The sequence below is a fragment of the Micromonospora sp. NPDC006431 genome, assembly GCF_042870725.1.
Lineage (GTDB): Bacteria > Actinomycetota > Actinomycetes > Mycobacteriales > Micromonosporaceae > Micromonospora.
This window is the reverse complement of record NZ_JBIAHQ010000004.1, coordinates 131841-147882: the sequence shown is the minus strand read 5'-3', so window position 1 is coordinate 147882 and position 16042 is coordinate 131841. Positions and strand designations below refer to the sequence as shown.

The following is a 16042-nucleotide window of genomic DNA, read 5'->3' as shown; positions in this document are numbered from 1 at the left end:
CGGCGTCAGAAGTGGTACGCGGTGTGGTACTCAGGCAGCAGCACGCGGCTGCGCGGCGACACCTTGCGCACCGCGGCGATCAGGTCGTCGAGGCGCTTGCGGTCGCTCTCCGCGACCGTCGGCGGGTTGGTCAGCCTGGTCTCGAAGTTGTCCCAGTGCACCGGCACCACGATCTTCGGGTAGTCCAGTGCGGCCATCAGCCGGGGCACGTAGTCGGCGGTGGAGGTGGTGGCGGCGGAGGCGACCATCGCCACATCGGGGGCCAGGCCGGCGAGGTTGCGCTCGTTGAGGTCGCTCGCTCCCATGAAGAACACCGCCGGGCCGTCGGCGATCCGGATCTGGTACGCCAGGGTGTCCCCCTCGGGCAGGTCGGCGATGGTCTGCGGCATCGGCGGCGGGGTGAGGCGTACGCCGGGGAAGGCCATCGACCAGGCCGCGTTGCGGCTGTGCAGGGAGCTGATCACCTCGACCGTGTAGTCGCCGAAGTCGAGCACCTCGCCGCCCTTGACCGGGGCGAGCTTCCCGGACGGCAGCCCGTACGCCAGCCCCAGGTGGTACGCGGTCAGCGTGCCGAAGACCCGGGCGCCGGTCCGGCCGGCGATGTGGGGCACGTCGTTGAAGTGGTCCCAGTGGGTGTGCGTGACGAAGATGTTCTCCGCCCGGTCCACCAGCGAGTCGATGACCTCGGTGTTCACCTCCAACGGCGTGTCCTGATCGAACTTCCCCGTGAACAGGCCGGTGTCGAAGCGGCTCAGGTACGGGTCCACCAGCACCGTGCGGTCGCCGATGTCGATCCGCCAGCCGGACGTACCCCACCAGCGGAAGCTGACCGGGCGGGAGCGGCGGGCGCCGGTGGTGGTGAGCGGTGCGGCGGTCGCCGGAGCGGCCTGGGCCGGCCCGGCCAGCGCGCCGGCGCCGAGGCCGACGGCGGAGACGGCGGCGGCGCCGACCGCGGCATCGCGCAGGAAGCGGCGGCGGTCATACGAGCGGTTCTCGGGCATGGTGGGTCCTCCCCCGTGCGGTGGGCGATCGGTAGCACCAGCCCACCATCGGCCGGTTCGCCCTGTCCAAGATCGAACAGCGGCACGGTCGATATGTATTCGCATATCACCGCAGCTCACCCGGGTCGTCTTCGGCCGGGGTCGGCCGAAATTCAGCGCAGCGCCTCGACGGCGACCCGGGCCGCCTCGCCCATCGCCAGGTCCACGTCGATGTTCCGGGTGCTCAGCCGCTCGGTGCGGGCGAAGACCGCCACGGCGTACCGGCCGCCGTCGGGATATTCGGCGACCCCGGCCTCCAGGTGCAGGCCGGGCAGGGTGCCGGTCTTCCCGGCCACCCGGACGCCGGGCGGGAAGCCGGCGGCGAGCCGGGTCCAGAAGAGCTGCCGGCCCATCAACTCCCGGACCAGCGCGCAGGCGGCCGGCGGGCCGGCCTCGTCGCGCCAGATCAGGCCGAGCAGCCGAGTCATTTCCCGGGCGGTGCTGGACGTGGTGTGCGTGGGGTCGAAGACGCGCATCGCCCGGATCCGCTCGGGTGGCAGGGTCGGGAAGATCCGGGCGAACTCCGCCTCGGTGCGGGCGCCGACGTCGGCGAGCATGGTCTCGACCAGTTGCCGGGGGCCGCCGACGATGCGGGTACGCGGCAGGTCCAGCTCGGCGGCGAGCATCGGCAGCACGTCCGGGCCGATCCGGCGCAGCAGCAGGTCGGCGGCGGTGTTGTCGCTGACCGACATGGCGAAGTAGGCGAGGTCGCGCAGCGACACCTCGACGTCGTCGGCGCAGCCGGCGACACCCCAGCCGCCGAGCCGGTCCGCGGCCCGCACGAGGACCCGCTCGACGGGGTCGAGCTGCCCGGCGACGGCCTGCCGGGCGAACTCCAGCACCAGCAGGATCTTGAAGACGGAGGCGATGACCACCTGGTCGTCCGCCCGGACGGCCACCTGCCGGCTGCCGTCGTCCACGTCCATCACGTGCAGGCTGCCGCTGATGCCCGCCCGCTCGAAGATCGCCTCGACCTGCTCCCCCGCTGCCACCGACACACGCTAACCAGCGGCCGTCGGGGGCGGGCGTAGGGTGCGGGACGTGGATCTGCTGCGACACCTGCGGCACTTCGTGGTGGTGGCCCGGGAGTTGCACTTCGGGCGGGCGGCCGAGGTGCTGGGGATGGCGCAGCCGCCGTTGAGCCAGTCGATCCAGCGCCTCGAACGGGAGCTGGGAGTTGCCCTGTTCGACCGGTCAGGGCGGCAGGTGCGGCTGACCACCGCCGGTCAGCTCCTGCTCGGCGAGGCCGACGACCTGCTCGCCGGGGAGCAGCGGCTGCGCAACCTCATGGACCAGGTACGCCGGGGCGCGCTGGGTGTGCTGCGGGCGGGCGTACCGCCGGAGACCCCGGCGGTGATGCTGCGCGCGCTGCTCGACGGGCTCGCCGCCCGGGCGCCCGGGCTCGACGTCGACCTGCACGAGCTGACCAGCGCCGAGCAGCGGCGGATGCTGGGCGAGGGACGGCTCGACGTCGGCCTGCTGCACCACCCGGTGGAGGAGGTCGGGTTGCGGTTCGGTCCGGCGGTCGACGTGCCGGTGGGGGTGCTGCTGCCGCGGGCGTCGCCGCTGGCCCGGGCCCGGCAGGTGGACCTGGCCGGGCTGGCCGGGCTGGACCTGATCACCGCGCCCCGGGCCACCGCACCCGGCTGGCACGACCACGTCCTGGCGGTGTGCCGGCGGCACGGTTTCGTGCCCGCCCGGGTCCGGCATGCCCGCAACCCGGAGTTCCTGTTCGGGCTCCTGCTGGCGGGCGGGGCGGTGGCCGTCGAGCCGGAGGCGGTGGCGCGCCGCGAACCGCGGATCGCCTGGCGGCCGCTCGCCGGCGCGCCGTTGGTGAAGCGCACCTCGGCGGCCTGGCCGGACCGGGCACCGCATCCCGCCGCGCCAATGTTCGCCCAGCTCGCGGCCGAGGTGCTGGCGGTGGTCGAGCCGCCGCCCGGGCCGGCGGCGGTCGCGTCGGCCGCCCGCCCGTGGCCGGTGCTGTTCGAGGCGGGCCAGTCACCGGCCGGCTGACGCCGGCGGTGACGCGCCGGTCAGCGCGGGGCGGGGACGACTGCCGGGGCCTGCTCCAGCACGGCCGTCGGAAGCTGCGGGCCGGCGGGCAGCGCCACCGGCTCCTTGGCCCGGGTGACCAGGTCGACCACGGTCCGGCTGAGCCGCTGGGCGGACTCTGACATGGACTGGTTCGCGGTGACGATGGCGGTGACCACCTCGGCCCGCTTCTGCTGGCCGTAGCGGACGGCGTCCTCGATGCCCCGGGCCTGCGCGTCGATCGACTCGGCCACCTCCAGGATGGTTTCTGGGCGGACGGTGGGGGTCTGGATCACCCGGGCGATCTGCGGCACGGCCGTCTTCGACGCCGCCGCGTACGCCGACAGCACGTCGTTGGCGCCGTCGGCGACCGCCTGCTGCATGTCGGCGGCCTGGTTGGCCTGCAACAGCAGCGCCCACTGGGCGATGGTGAGCTTCATCGTCGGGATGGTGAGGTTCATCAGCAGGGCGAGACGCTGGCCGAGCCCGTAGTTGAGGGTGCGGATGTTACGCACCTGCGGCGAGGTCGACCAGGCGACGAAGAGGCGCTGCTGGAACTCGTTGATCCGCACCTCCAGCGCTTGGGCGAACTCGGTGACCAGAGAGAGTCGTTCCTGCTGGTCCCGCTCGTCGGGTGCGCCGGGGGTGACGGTGATCGACCTGGCGTCCGCCAGCGCCGCGTCGCGGATCAGCTCCATCACCGCGATGGCGCCGACGAGTTGCCCGATGGCCGCCTCGTTGGCCTTGTAGAGCTCGTCGCAGAGCACCACGTTGCGGCGTAGCTGCAACTGCTTGTCGCTGAGCTGCCCGGCGACCCGGTCGAGCTGCTGCTCGACGGTCCGGGCCTCCTCGAACAGCATCTCCAGCAGGTCCCGCCCCGTGCGGAACAGGCCCCGAATGGCGTCGGAGAACTTGGTGAAGGTCTCCCGCACCTTGGGGTCGCTCGGGTCGTACTTGCGGCGGAAGCTGCGCATCCGGTCGTTGATCTCGTGCATGATGCTGGTCAGTTCCGGGATGTCGACCCGGCCGACCTCCCGGAAGATCCGGCTGACCTGCGCGTTGACCTGGTCCAAGGCCTGGTTGCCGAAGCTCGCCAGGGCCTCGGTGTTGGCCATCATGGTCGGGTAGAGCTGGCGGGCGGCCTGCTCGGCCTGGGTCCGCTGCGCCGGGGTGAGCAGGGCGGTGCAGGAGAAGGTCTTCGGTTCCGCGGTGGCCAGCGCGGTGGTGATCGCCGCGTCGGCGGCGCCGGCGGGCGGGTCGGCCGGGCCGCCGACGATGCTGCCGAAGTCGATCTGGAGTCCCTCGGTCATGGCGTGGGGTCCCTTCACTTGCAGGTGGTGGTGTCCTTCATGCAGCTGAGCAGCGCGAGAGTCACGTCGGCGGCGGGGGCGGGAGCGGCCCGGATCTGGTCGGCGAGCCCGATGTCGGGGAAGTCGGTGACGTCGTTCGCGCCGACCTGCACCGCCGAGCGGAAGCCGTACCGCTGCCAGGCGATGTCCTGGATCTTCGGGTCCTTGAGCGCGTCGATGAGCCGACCGGCGGCCGGGTCGAGGGCGAGCACCGGGTGGTCGCTGTAGATGGTCGGGTCGGGGTAGAGCACCCGGACGTTCTTCAGCAGGTTGGCGCTGCTGTCGCCGCTCTGCACCACCTGCTGGATGATCTGGTTCTCGTAGCCGGCGTACAGCGGGGCCTTGAACTCGCCGCCCTGGGTGAGCCATTCCCGGAAGCCCGAGTCGGAACTGCGGGACTGCAGGCCCTGCGCGTCGTGCAGCGCGCGCATGGTGGGCAGGGCCCGGCGCGCCTGGGCGAGGCTCGGGGCGGAGAACCCGTCGGCGGTGGCGATGATGTTGAGCTGGAGCTGCGCCAGGGTGAATCCGCTGTTGGACTTGGCGGGATCGGTGCTGGCCACGGTGATCGGGCCGCGCAGGTCGGCCGCGCCGATCGCCTCCCAGGTGCCGCGCTTGACGACGTGGTCGAGGAGCAGGCGCTTCATGTCGACCACGAAGTACCGGTCGCCGCGGCGCTGCACGATGCCCTTGCGCAGGAGCGCGTCGGTGCCGCGCGGTCCGGCGTAGATGACTTCGGGCGACTGGAGCAGGTTCTCCGCCCGGTAGTCCGGGAAGGCCCCGGCGTGCTGCGCCTCGAAGACGCTCTGGGCGCTGGCGCTGGAGGGCCAGAGGCAGTCCAGCTTGCGGGCCTTGATCTCGTCGGTGCTCAGCTGCACCTGATCGTAGGAGCCCAGCGGCTGGAAGGCGACCGTCAGCCGGTAGTCCTCGCGCAGGATCCGCTTGACCTCGCCGTCGGCCATCAGTTCGGACTTCTCGGAGCCGCCCACACAGGTGACGGTGGTGGGTGGGCCGGCGGTCGCCGGGGTGCCCGCGGAGCGGCGCCAGAGCACCGCCGCGACGACACAGACGGCGATCACCGTGACCAGCCCGATCAGGAACCGGGCGCTGGGCAGTCTCAACGTGACTCCTTATCGGCCCAGGTCGGGCAGGCTGGGTGGGGCGACGGTGTCCAGGTTGGCGGTGTACTGCGCGATGTCGCCCTGGTTGACCAGCCGGACGCTGTCCAGGGCGAAGTCGGCGAAGCGCCGGAACGCGGCTTCGCCGTTGCGGCGCAGCATCTCCGGATCGTGGTAGAGCACCGGCTGGCGCTGGATGTCGAGATACTGGCGTACCACGCCGTCGAGGCTGCGCAGATGGCCGCCGACCTGGGCGGCGGTGGAGTAGAGGCTGTCCGGTGAGCGGTCGCGGACCCGCTCGAACAGCTCGGGGACGTACCGGCAGGCGTCGTCCAGGGCGCGGCGGGCCGCCGGGCTGCGCACGTCCCGGGCGAGTCGCTCGACGCCGCGCAGCACGCGCAGCGCCTCGCCCACCCGGTCGTCGGCCTCGTCGGCGTAGCTGTCGCTGGCCACCGTGGCGGCGGAGCGGTCGTCGAGCATCAGGTAGAGCCCGAGCGCGACGGCGGCGGCGAGCAGCGGCGCCCAGAGCAGGCTTCCGGTGAGGGCGAAGACCAGCGCGAAGGCGCCGACCGCGGTGGCCAGGGCGACGGGCGCGGCCAGCCGGCGCCTCACTTGTACCCCGCCGCCTGCCGCAGGGCCGCCACCAGGTCGTCCTGTCGGACGAAGGTGCCGTTGGTGGCGTCGGCGACCTCCTGGAGCTGGGTGGGGTCGGCGCCGCGGCCGAAGGCGATGGCGACGACCGGCACGCCGGCCGACCGTAGCGCGGCCAGCGCCTTCCCGCGCCGCTTGCTGTCGGACTGGCCGTCGGTCATCAGCACGACCAGCCGCTTGCGGTCGTCGGGCTGCGGCCGGGCCAGTTCGTCGGCGGCGCGGAGCAGGCAGGCGTACATGTCGGTGCCGCCGTCGGGCCGGTAGCCGGTGACCTTGCGGACCAGGTCGCGCAGTGCGGCGGGGTCGTTGCCCGGCACGGTCCACGGGCTGCCGCCGGTGAGGTCGCCGTTGAAGATGCTGACGGTCGTGGTGTCCTTCGGGTGGGTCTGCAGGAAGTTCAGGGCGGCCTGCTCGGGGTCGAAGATCTGCCCGGCGGCGGCCTGGATGCCGGTCCACCCGTCGTTGTCGCCCATCGAACCGCTGCCGTCGAGGCAGTAGTAGACGGCGACCGGCCGGCGGTAGCGGGTCTGGTAGCGGTCCAGCGCGGCCTGGATGACCGGGGCGGACGGGAACTGGATTGCCTGCTCGTTGATGGTGCCCTGGATGCCCCAGGCCGGGTTGAACACGGCCGGGTCGGGTTTGTCGAGGGTGAGCCCGACGCCGGCGGCGGGGCGGCGGCCCAGCTTGAGCAGCGCCGCCTGCGCACCGGGGTCCTTGAGCAGGTGGTTCTGCAGCTCGGTGAAGATCCGGTGGGCGTCGTCGTTGCCGTCTTGCGGCAGGAAGCCCAGCGGCGCGTCGCTGACCGCGAGGGAACCCCGCGGGTACGCCACCAGCAGCGGTTCCCGGCCAGCCTTGACCAGCTCGATGTTCTTCTCGATGACCAGGTCCTCGTAGGTGAACATGGCCCGGCACTGGTCCGGGCGGGCGAGGCACTCGGTCATCAGCGTGCCGGTCGAGGGCGGGGTCTGGTCCATCGCCTTGACGAACCGGGTGACGCCCTGCTCGACGGCGGGCGAGTCGAGCTGCTGCTGGGTGAGCGGGGTGCCCGGGCCGTTGCCGGCGAAGTGGTTCAGGAAACCGAAGAGCACCGTGGCGCCGGAGTTGGACTGGGTGGGGTTGGTGATCCACACCCTGGTCCGCCCCGATTCGACGGCCTGCAGGATGTCGGCGATCGGCACGTCGGAGCGGCCGGCGAAGCCGAGTTTGTCCATTTCGGAGCGCCAGGCGGCGAAGACGACCGGGGTGAGGAACATCGGCTGCACGTCGCGCAGCGCGCTGGCCCGGTCGCCCAGTTGCAGGAAGACGCTGGAGGCGAACCAGTACGCGTCGAAGTCGGCGCCGCCGGAGGTGAGCATCCGAGCCTGGTCCACCGAGCCCTTGAAGGTGACCTCGCACCGGTAGTGCCGCTCGGCGCACCACGGCTTCACGACCGTGTCGACGACGGCCTGCTGTTCACTGCCGGCGACCATGCGCAAGGTGCCGGTGGCCGGCCCGTCGGTCCGCCGCGTCGTCGGCCCGTCCGTCGTACAGCCGGTGATCAGCACCAGCACCGCCACAGCCAGCGCCGTGAGTCTCTTGGCCCGCACCTGCACCCCGCTCCTGTCCGGTGGAAATCCGCATCCGGGCGGATCGAGGTCGTTGGTAGCACCGGCAAACCAACGGGACGGCCAACCTTGGGTGAACTCCAGGTGTCATGATCGTTTGTCGCGGATCACCGTCGGCCCGTCGTGAGGAACGGCCCCGATCGGGTAGGAGAGGTTGGTGGCATGGCCCGGACGAGGGCGTGGAAACGCTTCCGGGCACCCCGACGACGGGAGATGAGGCTTTCATGGCCGCGAACGGCGTTCCGACCATCGCACTCAACGACGGCAACACCGTCCCGCAGCTCGGCTTCGGGGTCTTCCAGATCCCGCCGCAGGAGACCGCGCAGGCCGTCGGCACGGCCCTGGAGGTCGGCTACCGGCACATCGACACCGCCCAGATGTATGGCAACGAGGCCGAGGTTGGACAGGCGGTCCGCACCTCCGGGCTGGGCCGCGGCGAGGTCTTCGTCACCAGCAAGCTCAGCAACGGCTTCCACCGCCCCGACGACGCCCGCAAGGCGTTCGAGTCGACGTTGCAGGCGCTCAAGTTCGACTACCTCGACCTGTTCCTCATCCACTGGCCGCTCCCCACGCGGTACGACGGGGACTTCGTCTCGACGTGGCAGGTGCTGGAGGAGCTTCAGCGCGACGGCCGGGCGAGGTCGATCGGCGTGTCGAACTTCCAGGTGGCGCACCTGGAGCGGCTGGCCGCCGAGGCGCAGGTGATGCCGGCGGTGAACCAGATCGAGGCGCACCCGTACTTCGGCAACGAGGAGGTCCGCGCGTACGACCAGGCGCACAACTTCATCACCGAGGCGTGGTCCCCGATCGGCCAGGGCAAGGTGCTGGACGACCCGACGATCATCGACATCGCCGAGGAGATGGGCCGCTCCCCGGCTCAGGTGGTGCTGCGCTGGCACATCCAGCGCGGCGACGTGGTCTTCCCGAAGTCGACCACCCCGAAGCGGATCGAGGAGAACTTCCGGATCTTCGACTTCGAGCTGGACGCGGCCACGATGGACCGGATCGGCAGCCTGGGCCAGGGCGAGGCCGGCCGGCAGGGGCCGAACCCGGACACCTTCGACTATCTGCCGAGCTGAGCGACGGCGAACCGGACCCATTCGGGCCCCGTCGTTTGCCCGGGGGTAGTTCTTACGAGACTGCTACCGCGCGCTTGCCGGTCTGGTTCGGGGCCCGTGGGGCGGGTTGGGATCGGGATACCTCTGTCCTTCCATGAACGGGGACCCGATGCGACCGTCCACTCTGCTTCGATCACTCGGTGCCGCCGCGCTCGCGGGAGCACTGCTCACCGTCACCCCCATCGCCGCAGGCGCCGCGCCCGGCGGCCGACCCGGCAAGCCCAGCCCGAGCGCCACCGCGAGCCCGAGCCCCACCGCGAGCCCAACTGGAAGCCCCACCCCCACACCAAGCAGCACCAGCGCCCTCATGCCTGTGGTGTCGGGCGGCACGGTGACCCCGTCGACCATCACCGCCGGGCAGCTTGCCACCCAGACCGTCATGCTCTCCGGCCCGGCACCGGCGGGCGGGATCTGGGTCTGGCTCTACGCGGACGTGGTCTACACAAGTTTCGTGGGGAGCAGGGTCTACGTGCCGCCAGGGCACAGCAGCGTCAGCTTCCCGATCCGGCTCGCCGCGAACGTGGCACAGACACAGGTCAGGGCCCTCCACGCCCAGGCACCGGGGCAGAACCTCGTCCCCGCGGGGACGGTCACCGTCGTACCGGCCGATCCGACGGTGCAGGGGGTCAAGGACCTGCGGTTCGACCGGCGGGTCGTCATCGAGGGACAGACCGTGACCGGGACGGTGGAGCTGACCGCGCCGGCGATGGCGGGTGGCCTCAACGTCGACCTCTGGTCGAACAGCGCGTACGGCGGAGTTCGGGTGGTGGTGCCGCCGCTGGTCGTCGTGCCCGAGGGAGCCACCACGGTCAGCTTCACCGTGCCCGTCTACGGCGACGGCGTACCGAGCGAGGGGAACCCCGGCGCGTACCTGGGCGGCACTCGCGACAGCACACCGGTCGCCGCGGTGCCGCCGGCCTTCGCCGTCGGACCCAGCTTCGTCAAGGTCGGCCGCACCGTCACCGGCGTGGTGGGCATCGGCCCCGCCTCGAACCCGGACGGCACCCGGGTAGGGCTCACCGTCGACCTGGCCGGGGTGAGCGTCCCCACCACGGTCGAGATCCCGGCGGGCAGCCCGGGGGCGGTCTTCCCGATCACCGGGGCGGCCGACCTGTCACCGTCCGCGATCGGCACCCTCACCGCCACCTGGAACGGGCAGAGCGCCACCCGCTCCTTCGTCACCGGCTAGTGACGCGCGACGTGCGCTCGCCGATCCGGCGGAAGGCTGCCTGGGTCGGCGAGCCCGGCTCGGGCACGTAGACGATGAGCCGCTGGTCGGTCTCCGGGACCTGCAGCACCCGGCACTCGAACTCCAGCGGGCCCAGCTCCGGATGGGCCACCCGCTTGACGGTGGGGCGCCGCTCCCCCACCTCGTGCTCGGCCCAGAGCGCCGCGAACCGCGGCGACGTCCCCAGCAGCTCGGTGACCAGCCCGGCGATCGCCGGGTCGGTCGGGTAACGGCCGTACGCGGCCCGCAGGTCGGCCATCGTGGTACGGGCGAAGCGCAGCGTCTCCGGGTCGGTCCAGTGCGACTCCGGGACCTCCCGGCCGAACATCCAGCGGATCATGTTGCGTTCGTCGGCCGGCACCGCCGACAGCTCGCCGACGAACCAGGTGGCCAGCCGGTTCCACGCCAGCACCTCGTACGCGGCGTCGACCAGGTACGCGGGCGTCTCCGTCATCGCGTCCAGCAGATGCCGCAGCCCCGGCGGCACCTGCCGGCTCGGCCCGGTCAGTTCCGGCGGGCTCTCCCCGGCGATCCGGAACAGGTACGCCCGCTCGTCGCGGCCGAGCAGCAGCGCCCGGGCCAGCGCGGCGAGCACCTGCCGGGACGGGTGCGGGCCCCGGCCCTGCTCCAGCCGGATGTAGTAGTCGATGGACATGCCGGCGAGCTGGGCGACCTCCTGCCGGCGCAGGCCCGGCGTGCGGCGGCGTACCCCCTCGGGCAGGCCGACCTCGGCGGGGCGCAACCGGGCGCGGCGGGTGCGCAGGAAGTCGGCCAGCTCATCGCGGCGCAGGCTTGTCATGCCTCAAGCCTGCCGCAACCCCGGCCGCCGAGGGTGGTACCGCCGGTACCAGCCCCGGCGGGCCTCTCCCGGCCGGCCCGTCTCACCGGCAGCCTCGGTGCCATGACGACGACGATCGCCCTGATCACCGGGGCCAACAAGGGAATCGGGCTGGCCACCGCCCGGCAGTTCGGCGCGCGCGGGTGGACCGTGCTGGTCGGCGCGCGGGACGCCGCGCGGGGCCGGGAAGCGGAACGGACGCTGCGCGCCGAGGGAGCGGACGCCCGGTTCGTGCCACTTGACGTCACTGACGAGGTGTCGGTCGCCGCCGCGGCCGAGCTGGTCGAGCAGGAGTACGGCCACCTGGATGTGCTGGTCAACAACGCTGGCATCATCCGCTCCGACGGGTCGGCGCTGCCCAGCGAGACCACCCTCGCCACGCTGCGCGAGGTGTACGAGACGAACGTGTTCGGGGTGGTAGCGGTGACCAACGCGTTCCTGCCGCTGCTGCACAAGGCCCCCGCCGCGCGGATCGTGAACGTCTCCAGCGAGGTCGGCTCCATCGCGGTGATGACCGACCCGCAGGGCGCCCTGTTCGAGCTGACGTCGGTGCCGTACCCGTCGTCGAAGGCGGCGCTGAACATGGTCACCGCGATGTACGCCAAGGAGCTGCGGGACACCGCGATCAAGGTGAACGCGGCCAACCCCGGCTACTGCGCCACCGACCTCAACCACCACTCCGGCTTCCGTACCGCGGAGCAGGGTGCGGAGGTGAGCGTGCACCTGGCGACGCTGCCGGCGGACGGGCCGAGCGGGCTGCTGTGGGGTTTTCAGATGGACGCCGGCGGCGGCTACGGGGTGCTGCCGTGGTGACCTTTCGGCTGCCGCCGTGGCGCGGGCTTGACTTCGAGCGCGCTCGAAGGTCGAGGGTGGTCGGCGACGGCGCTCATCCCACGGGGAGGGATCCATGAGATATCGCACGATCGGCACCGACCCGGCCACCCGCCGCGAGGTCAGCGTGCTCAGCCTCGGCGCGATGCTGTTCGGCACCGCCACCGACGAGGCCACCGCGTACGCCATCCTCGACCGCTACGTCGAGGCCGGCGGCACGTTCATCGATACCTCGGACAATTACGCGTTCTGGCAGAACGGGGGCCAGGGCGGGGAGAGCGAGGAACTGCTCGGCCGCTGGCGGCGCAGCCGGGGCGTGGGCGCCGAGGTGTTCATCGCCACCAAGCTCGGCGCGCGGCCCCTGGCCCCGGGGACCAGCTATGTGGACAACCCGGAGGGGCTGTCGGCGAAGGTGATCCGCGAGTCGGCGGAGCGGAGCCGGGAGCGGCTCGGCGTGGACCGGCTCGACCTGCTCTACGCGCACATCGAGGACCGGACGGTGCCCTTGCGGGAGACCGTGGAGGGTTTCGCGGAGCTAATCGGCGAGGGCACCGTCGGGCTGCTGGGCGCGAGTAACCACCGCGCCTGGCGGGTGGAGCGGGCCCGGAGCATCGCCGCCGCGGCCGGCCTGCCCGGGTACGAGGTGCTCCAGTATCACCGCAGCTACCTGCCCCCGCGGCTGGACCTGCCCAGCGAGCTGGACCCGGACGGCGACGTCGGCTGGGTCGGCCCCGACCTGGCCAGCTATCTGCGGGCCGAGCCGCAGCTCGCCCTGGTCGCGTACTCGCCGCTGCTCAAGGGCGCGTACGCCCGGCCCGACCGGTTGGGCGTCGAGTACGACCTGCCGAGCACCCCGGCCCGGCTGGCCGCGCTGCGCGCCGTGGCAGCGGAGACGGGCGCCACGGTCAACCAGGTGGTCCTGGCCTGGCTGATGGGCGGTGACATTCCGGCGATCGCCCTGGTCGGCGCGTCCTCGGTGGCGCAGCTGGACGAGAGTCTCGCCGCGGTCGACCTGGCGCTGACCGCGGAGCAGCGGGCGAGGCTGGACGCGGCCCGGTGACGGATGCCCTGGTCGGTCACACCGCCGAGTGCCGACCAGGGCCCGCAGTTCCACCGTTCGGCCGGGCCAGCGCGGCCGTCCGCGCGGCCCGGCCACCCTCCCCGGCACGCCAGGTCCGCCACCTGTGCGTGGCCGGGGCCGTACCGTCGCGGAAGCCGGCGACATGGGTCTGACTGACGGGACAGTCAGGCAGCGAGATTGGTTCGTATTGCCGTGGGGTGCAGATCGCGATCGTTGAATACTGTAAGCGACCGGAGGACCGACGCCGCGCGGCTGTAGGCAGCGACGCCGATGGCGCGAGCACCAACAGGAACGGATACCTCGCATCCCATGAGCACCTACCGGCGGACCCCGGTCGCGGTGGCGCTGCCCGCGTACAACGAGGTGGCCAGGGGGCGGGCACGGGTCGCCCAGACCCGGCCGGTGGACCGGCCCGTCGTGGCGCCGAACAACCGCTCCAACGACACCGCCGCCATCGCCGGCCGCGCCGCAGCAGAGGTGTGGCACCGGCCCCACCCGACCCCGCACCGCCTGGGCCGGCACCGCCGGCCTGCCCGGGAGCGCCATCGCGGCGCCGGGCGGCGCGACGCGGGGCACTCGGTGAGGAGAAACGCGGCTGCGGCCCGTGGTAGCGCCAAGGTGCCTGGGCGGCTCATCGTGCTGGTTCCTGCGCACAACGAAGCCCAGGGGATCAGCCAAGCGGTCACCGCGCTGTTGCGGCAGACGTACCAGCCCACACAGGTTGTGGTCATCGCCGACAACTGTCGGGACGAAACGGCGAGACTGGCCGCACAGGCCGGTGCCCGCGTCTTCACGACGTACGAGAACCGACACAAAAAAGCGGGCGCGCTGAATCAGGTTCTTGCCCAACTGCTTCCGCAGCTGGCGAGTGACGACTTCGTGATGGTGGTGGACGCTGATTCGGTCCTGGACCCGCACTTCCTGACGCACGCGGTGGCGAAGCTCAGCGCAGACCGACGGCTGGGTGCCGTAGGGGGCGTGTTCCGGGGCAGCAGCGGCAGCGGGTTCGTCGGCCACCTGCAACGCAACGAGTACATGCGGTACGCCCGGGACCTGGCCCGATTGAACGGGAAGTGCCTGGTGGTCACCGGGACCGCTGCGGTCTTCCGGGCAGGCACCCTGAAGGAAATCTCCGCGGCGAGACTCAGTGGCAAGCTCCCCACGGGCGACGGAATAGGTGGCGTCTACGACACCACCGTCCTGACCGAGGACAATGAGATGACCTTCGCCCTGCGCCATCTCGGCTACACGGTCCTCTCCCCCAAGGAATGTTCACTGGTCACCGAGGTCATGGGCACCTGGGGCGACCTCTGGAGGCAGCGCCTGCGCTGGAAGCGGGGGGCCGTCGAAAACTGCTTTCAGTACGGACTCACGCGTGTGACGTGGCGGTACTGGGGCAGGCAGTTGATGACGCTCCTCGGGGTGCTCGTCACCTTCGCGTATCTGGGATCCCTCGTGTACACCGTGGTCGCCTACGGGGGAATCCACATCCAGCCGTTCTGGCTGGCAATTTCCAGCATCTTTGTCGTCGAGCGGGTGGTGACCGTCCGTTATCGCGGCTGGAAGTACATGCTCGCTTCGGCAACGATGTACGAGTTGGTCCTTGACCTCTTTCTGCAATTCGTCCACGCCAAGGCATACGCAGATGCCATTCTGCGTCGAGAAAGGAACTGGTAACCAGAGATGTACAACAACGTGACTGCCCCTGCGGCTGCTGGTGCAGCTACTTCTGGTGGACTCGCCGTCACCGGAGCCAGCACCGTCTGGGTCGTGCTGGCAGGGTTCGCCATGGTGGCTGTCGGGTCCGCGCTGATGCGGATCGCTCCGAAGCTTCGCCGGTCTCGGTGACGCTACCGCGACACTGACCCGACCGGTCCGGCCGACCCCGGCGGCGCAACGACGCGTCGCCGGGGTCGGCTGTCTCTCAGCCGCCGACGCCGTCACTTCTCGGTCTTGCCGGTCAGGTCGATCCGCCAGTCGTGGGAGCGGATCAGGTGCCCCGGCGGGTATTCGAACTCGGTCTCGCCGAGCAGCGTGAAACCGGCCTTGCGGCAGACCGCGTTCGAGGCCGGGTTCTCGACCGACGGGTAGGCGTGCGCCCAGCGTCGGCTCCCCTCGGCGCGGGCCGCGTCCAGCGTCGCGAGCACCGCCGCGGTGGCCAGCCCTCTCGCCTGGTATGCCGGCAGCACCGCCCAGCCCAACTCCCAGACCTGCTCGCCGCGCCAGGCGCGCTCCCAGTAACCGACGCTGCCCACCTTGGTCCCGTCCGGCAGCCCGATGGTGAACATGCAACCGGGACCGGTGCCACCCGACCGCGCGTAGCGGGCGTTGCGGCTCACGACCTGCTCGTCGGTCTCCGGCCCGCCCGTGTGCCGCCGCACCTCCGGCGAGTTGAGCTGCCGCAACAGGTCCAGGTCGCCCTCGATCCACGGCTGGATGCGCACGTCGGCCATGCCGCCCCCTCGTCTCCGGCGCCATTGAAGCAGCCGCCACCGGCACTCCGGGCCGCGTTCGGCGGCTCCGCCAGATCCGATCTGGCGGCTGCCGGCCGGCGTCTCGCGCCTGACGGGTGAGGCCCGACGGAGCCGGGGAGGAAGCATGGCGCCGCTACAGCTCGCCGTGATCATCGGCAGTACCCGCGAGGGGCGGATGGGCGACCGGATCGGTCGCTGGTTCGTCGACCAGGCGCGGCAGCGCGACGACATGACGGTGTCCGTCGTCGACCTCGCCACGTACGACTTCCCCGCCAGCTACCCCGCTGAGCCGACGGCCACCATGCGGTCGTTCGCCGAGGAGGTGAGCCGGGCGGAGGCGTTCGTCGTGGTCACCCCCGAGTACAACCACAGCTTCCCGGCCTCGTTGAAACAGGCGATCGACTACGCGTACGACGAGTGGCAGGCCAAGCCGGTCGGCTTCGTGTCGTATGGCTGCCGTTCGGTCGGCCTGCACGCGGTCGACCAGCTCCGGACGGTCTTCACCGCCCTGCACGCCGTGACGGTGCGCGACTTCGTCGGTGTCGACCTGCTCGGTGGTGAGTCGACGCCGCAGGTCGAGGACCAGCTGCGCCAGGACGCCCGGGTGCTGCTCGACGAGCTCTGCTGGTGGGGGCTGGCGCTGCGCGACGGCCGGGCGGCGCGCCCGTACGTCTCCTGATTG

Annotated in this window: 15 protein-coding genes; 7 read left to right on the top strand and 8 right to left on the bottom strand. The window is 71.6% G+C overall.

Translation table 11 applies throughout. The annotated features are described in order from the left end of the window. Positions 1-5 precede the first annotated feature (5 nt). Positions 6-1001 carry an MBL fold metallo-hydrolase gene (locus tag ACFYM6_RS09760; RefSeq protein WP_387273991.1) on the bottom strand — a complete coding sequence of 332 codons (996 nt, stop codon included), beginning with the start codon at positions 999-1001 and terminating at the stop codon, positions 6-8. A 152-nt stretch (positions 1002-1153) separates the two neighbouring features. After that, positions 1154-2032 (bottom strand): serine hydrolase, encoded by an 879-nt coding sequence (locus tag ACFYM6_RS09755; RefSeq protein WP_387273989.1) that lies wholly within the window; start codon positions 2030-2032, stop codon positions 1154-1156. Positions 2033-2081: 49 nt separating this feature from the next. Here ACFYM6_RS09755 and ACFYM6_RS09750 point away from each other — a divergent pair, with 49 nt between their 5' ends. Further along, on the top strand, positions 2082-3053 hold the full coding sequence (locus tag ACFYM6_RS09750; RefSeq protein ID WP_387273987.1) for a LysR family transcriptional regulator: 972 nt from the start codon (positions 2082-2084) through the stop codon (positions 3051-3053). Between the two features lie 20 nt (positions 3054-3073). Here the strand turns inward: ACFYM6_RS09750 and ACFYM6_RS09745 are convergent, their stop codons facing one another. From ACFYM6_RS09745 to ACFYM6_RS09730, 4 genes are read right to left on the bottom strand one after another with little or no spacing between them, the layout of a single operon-like run. Further along, positions 3074-4381: a toxic anion resistance protein gene (locus tag ACFYM6_RS09745; RefSeq protein WP_387273986.1), complete on the bottom strand. Its 1308-nt coding sequence runs from the start codon at positions 4379-4381 to the stop codon at positions 3074-3076. 14 nt (positions 4382-4395) lie between these two features. After that, positions 4396-5538 carry a hypothetical protein gene (locus tag ACFYM6_RS09740; RefSeq protein WP_387273984.1) on the bottom strand — a complete coding sequence of 381 codons (1143 nt, stop codon included), beginning with the start codon at positions 5536-5538 and terminating at the stop codon, positions 4396-4398. Positions 5539-5547: 9 nt separating this feature from the next. Continuing rightward, positions 5548-6147, bottom strand: coding sequence for a hypothetical protein (locus ACFYM6_RS09735; protein WP_387273982.1), 600 nt, complete (start codon positions 6145-6147; stop codon positions 5548-5550). Then, the gene (locus ACFYM6_RS09730) at positions 6144-7772 is read right to left on the bottom strand and encodes a VWA domain-containing protein (protein WP_387273980.1); all 1629 of its coding nucleotides are present in this window, start codon (positions 7770-7772) and stop codon (positions 6144-6146) included. The genes ACFYM6_RS09735 and ACFYM6_RS09730 overlap by 4 nt, the downstream gene beginning before the upstream one ends. A 242-nt stretch (positions 7773-8014) precedes the next feature. On the opposite strand from ACFYM6_RS09730, the gene ACFYM6_RS09725 reads away from it, so the two are divergent. Together ACFYM6_RS09725 and ACFYM6_RS09720 are read left to right on the top strand one after the other, a co-directional pair. Next, the gene (locus tag ACFYM6_RS09725; protein ID WP_387273978.1) at positions 8015-8869 is read left to right on the top strand and encodes an aldo/keto reductase; all 855 of its coding nucleotides are present in this window, start codon (positions 8015-8017) and stop codon (positions 8867-8869) included. Positions 8870-9215: 346 nt separating this feature from the next. After that, on the top strand, positions 9216-10097 hold the full coding sequence (locus ACFYM6_RS09720) for a hypothetical protein (RefSeq protein ID WP_387273976.1): 882 nt from the start codon (positions 9216-9218) through the stop codon (positions 10095-10097). Here the strand turns inward: ACFYM6_RS09720 and ACFYM6_RS09715 are convergent. Then, entirely contained in the window at positions 10087-10935 is an 849-nt protein-coding gene (locus ACFYM6_RS09715) for a helix-turn-helix transcriptional regulator (RefSeq protein WP_387273974.1), read from the bottom strand. The genes ACFYM6_RS09720 and ACFYM6_RS09715 overlap by 11 nt on opposite strands. A 102-nt stretch (positions 10936-11037) precedes the next feature. Between ACFYM6_RS09715 and ACFYM6_RS09710 the strand changes: the two genes are divergently transcribed. The 3 genes from ACFYM6_RS09710 to ACFYM6_RS09700 all read left to right on the top strand — a co-directional run bounded on the left by ACFYM6_RS09710 (position 11038) and on the right by ACFYM6_RS09700 (position 14563). After that, the gene (locus ACFYM6_RS09710) at positions 11038-11787 is read left to right on the top strand and encodes an SDR family oxidoreductase (RefSeq protein ID WP_387273973.1); all 750 of its coding nucleotides are present in this window, start codon (positions 11038-11040) and stop codon (positions 11785-11787) included. A 94-nt stretch (positions 11788-11881) separates the two neighbouring features. Next, positions 11882-12865: an aldo/keto reductase gene (locus ACFYM6_RS09705; protein ID WP_387273971.1), complete on the top strand. Its 984-nt coding sequence runs from the start codon at positions 11882-11884 to the stop codon at positions 12863-12865. A 330-nt stretch (positions 12866-13195) separates the two neighbouring features. After that, a complete protein-coding gene (locus ACFYM6_RS09700) occupies positions 13196-14563 on the top strand; it encodes a glycosyltransferase family 2 protein (protein ID WP_387273969.1) in 1368 nt (455 codons plus the stop codon). 263 nt (positions 14564-14826) lie between these two features. Here the strand turns inward: ACFYM6_RS09700 and ACFYM6_RS09695 are convergent, their stop codons facing one another. Beyond that, the gene (locus tag ACFYM6_RS09695) at positions 14827-15339 is read right to left on the bottom strand and encodes a GNAT family N-acetyltransferase (RefSeq protein WP_387273967.1); all 513 of its coding nucleotides are present in this window, start codon (positions 15337-15339) and stop codon (positions 14827-14829) included. A 145-nt stretch (positions 15340-15484) separates the two neighbouring features. Between ACFYM6_RS09695 and ACFYM6_RS09690 the strand changes: the two genes are divergently transcribed. Next, positions 15485-16039, top strand: a complete 555-nt coding sequence (locus ACFYM6_RS09690) for an NADPH-dependent FMN reductase (protein WP_387273964.1) — start codon at positions 15485-15487, stop codon at positions 16037-16039. Positions 16040-16042 lie beyond the last annotated feature (3 nt).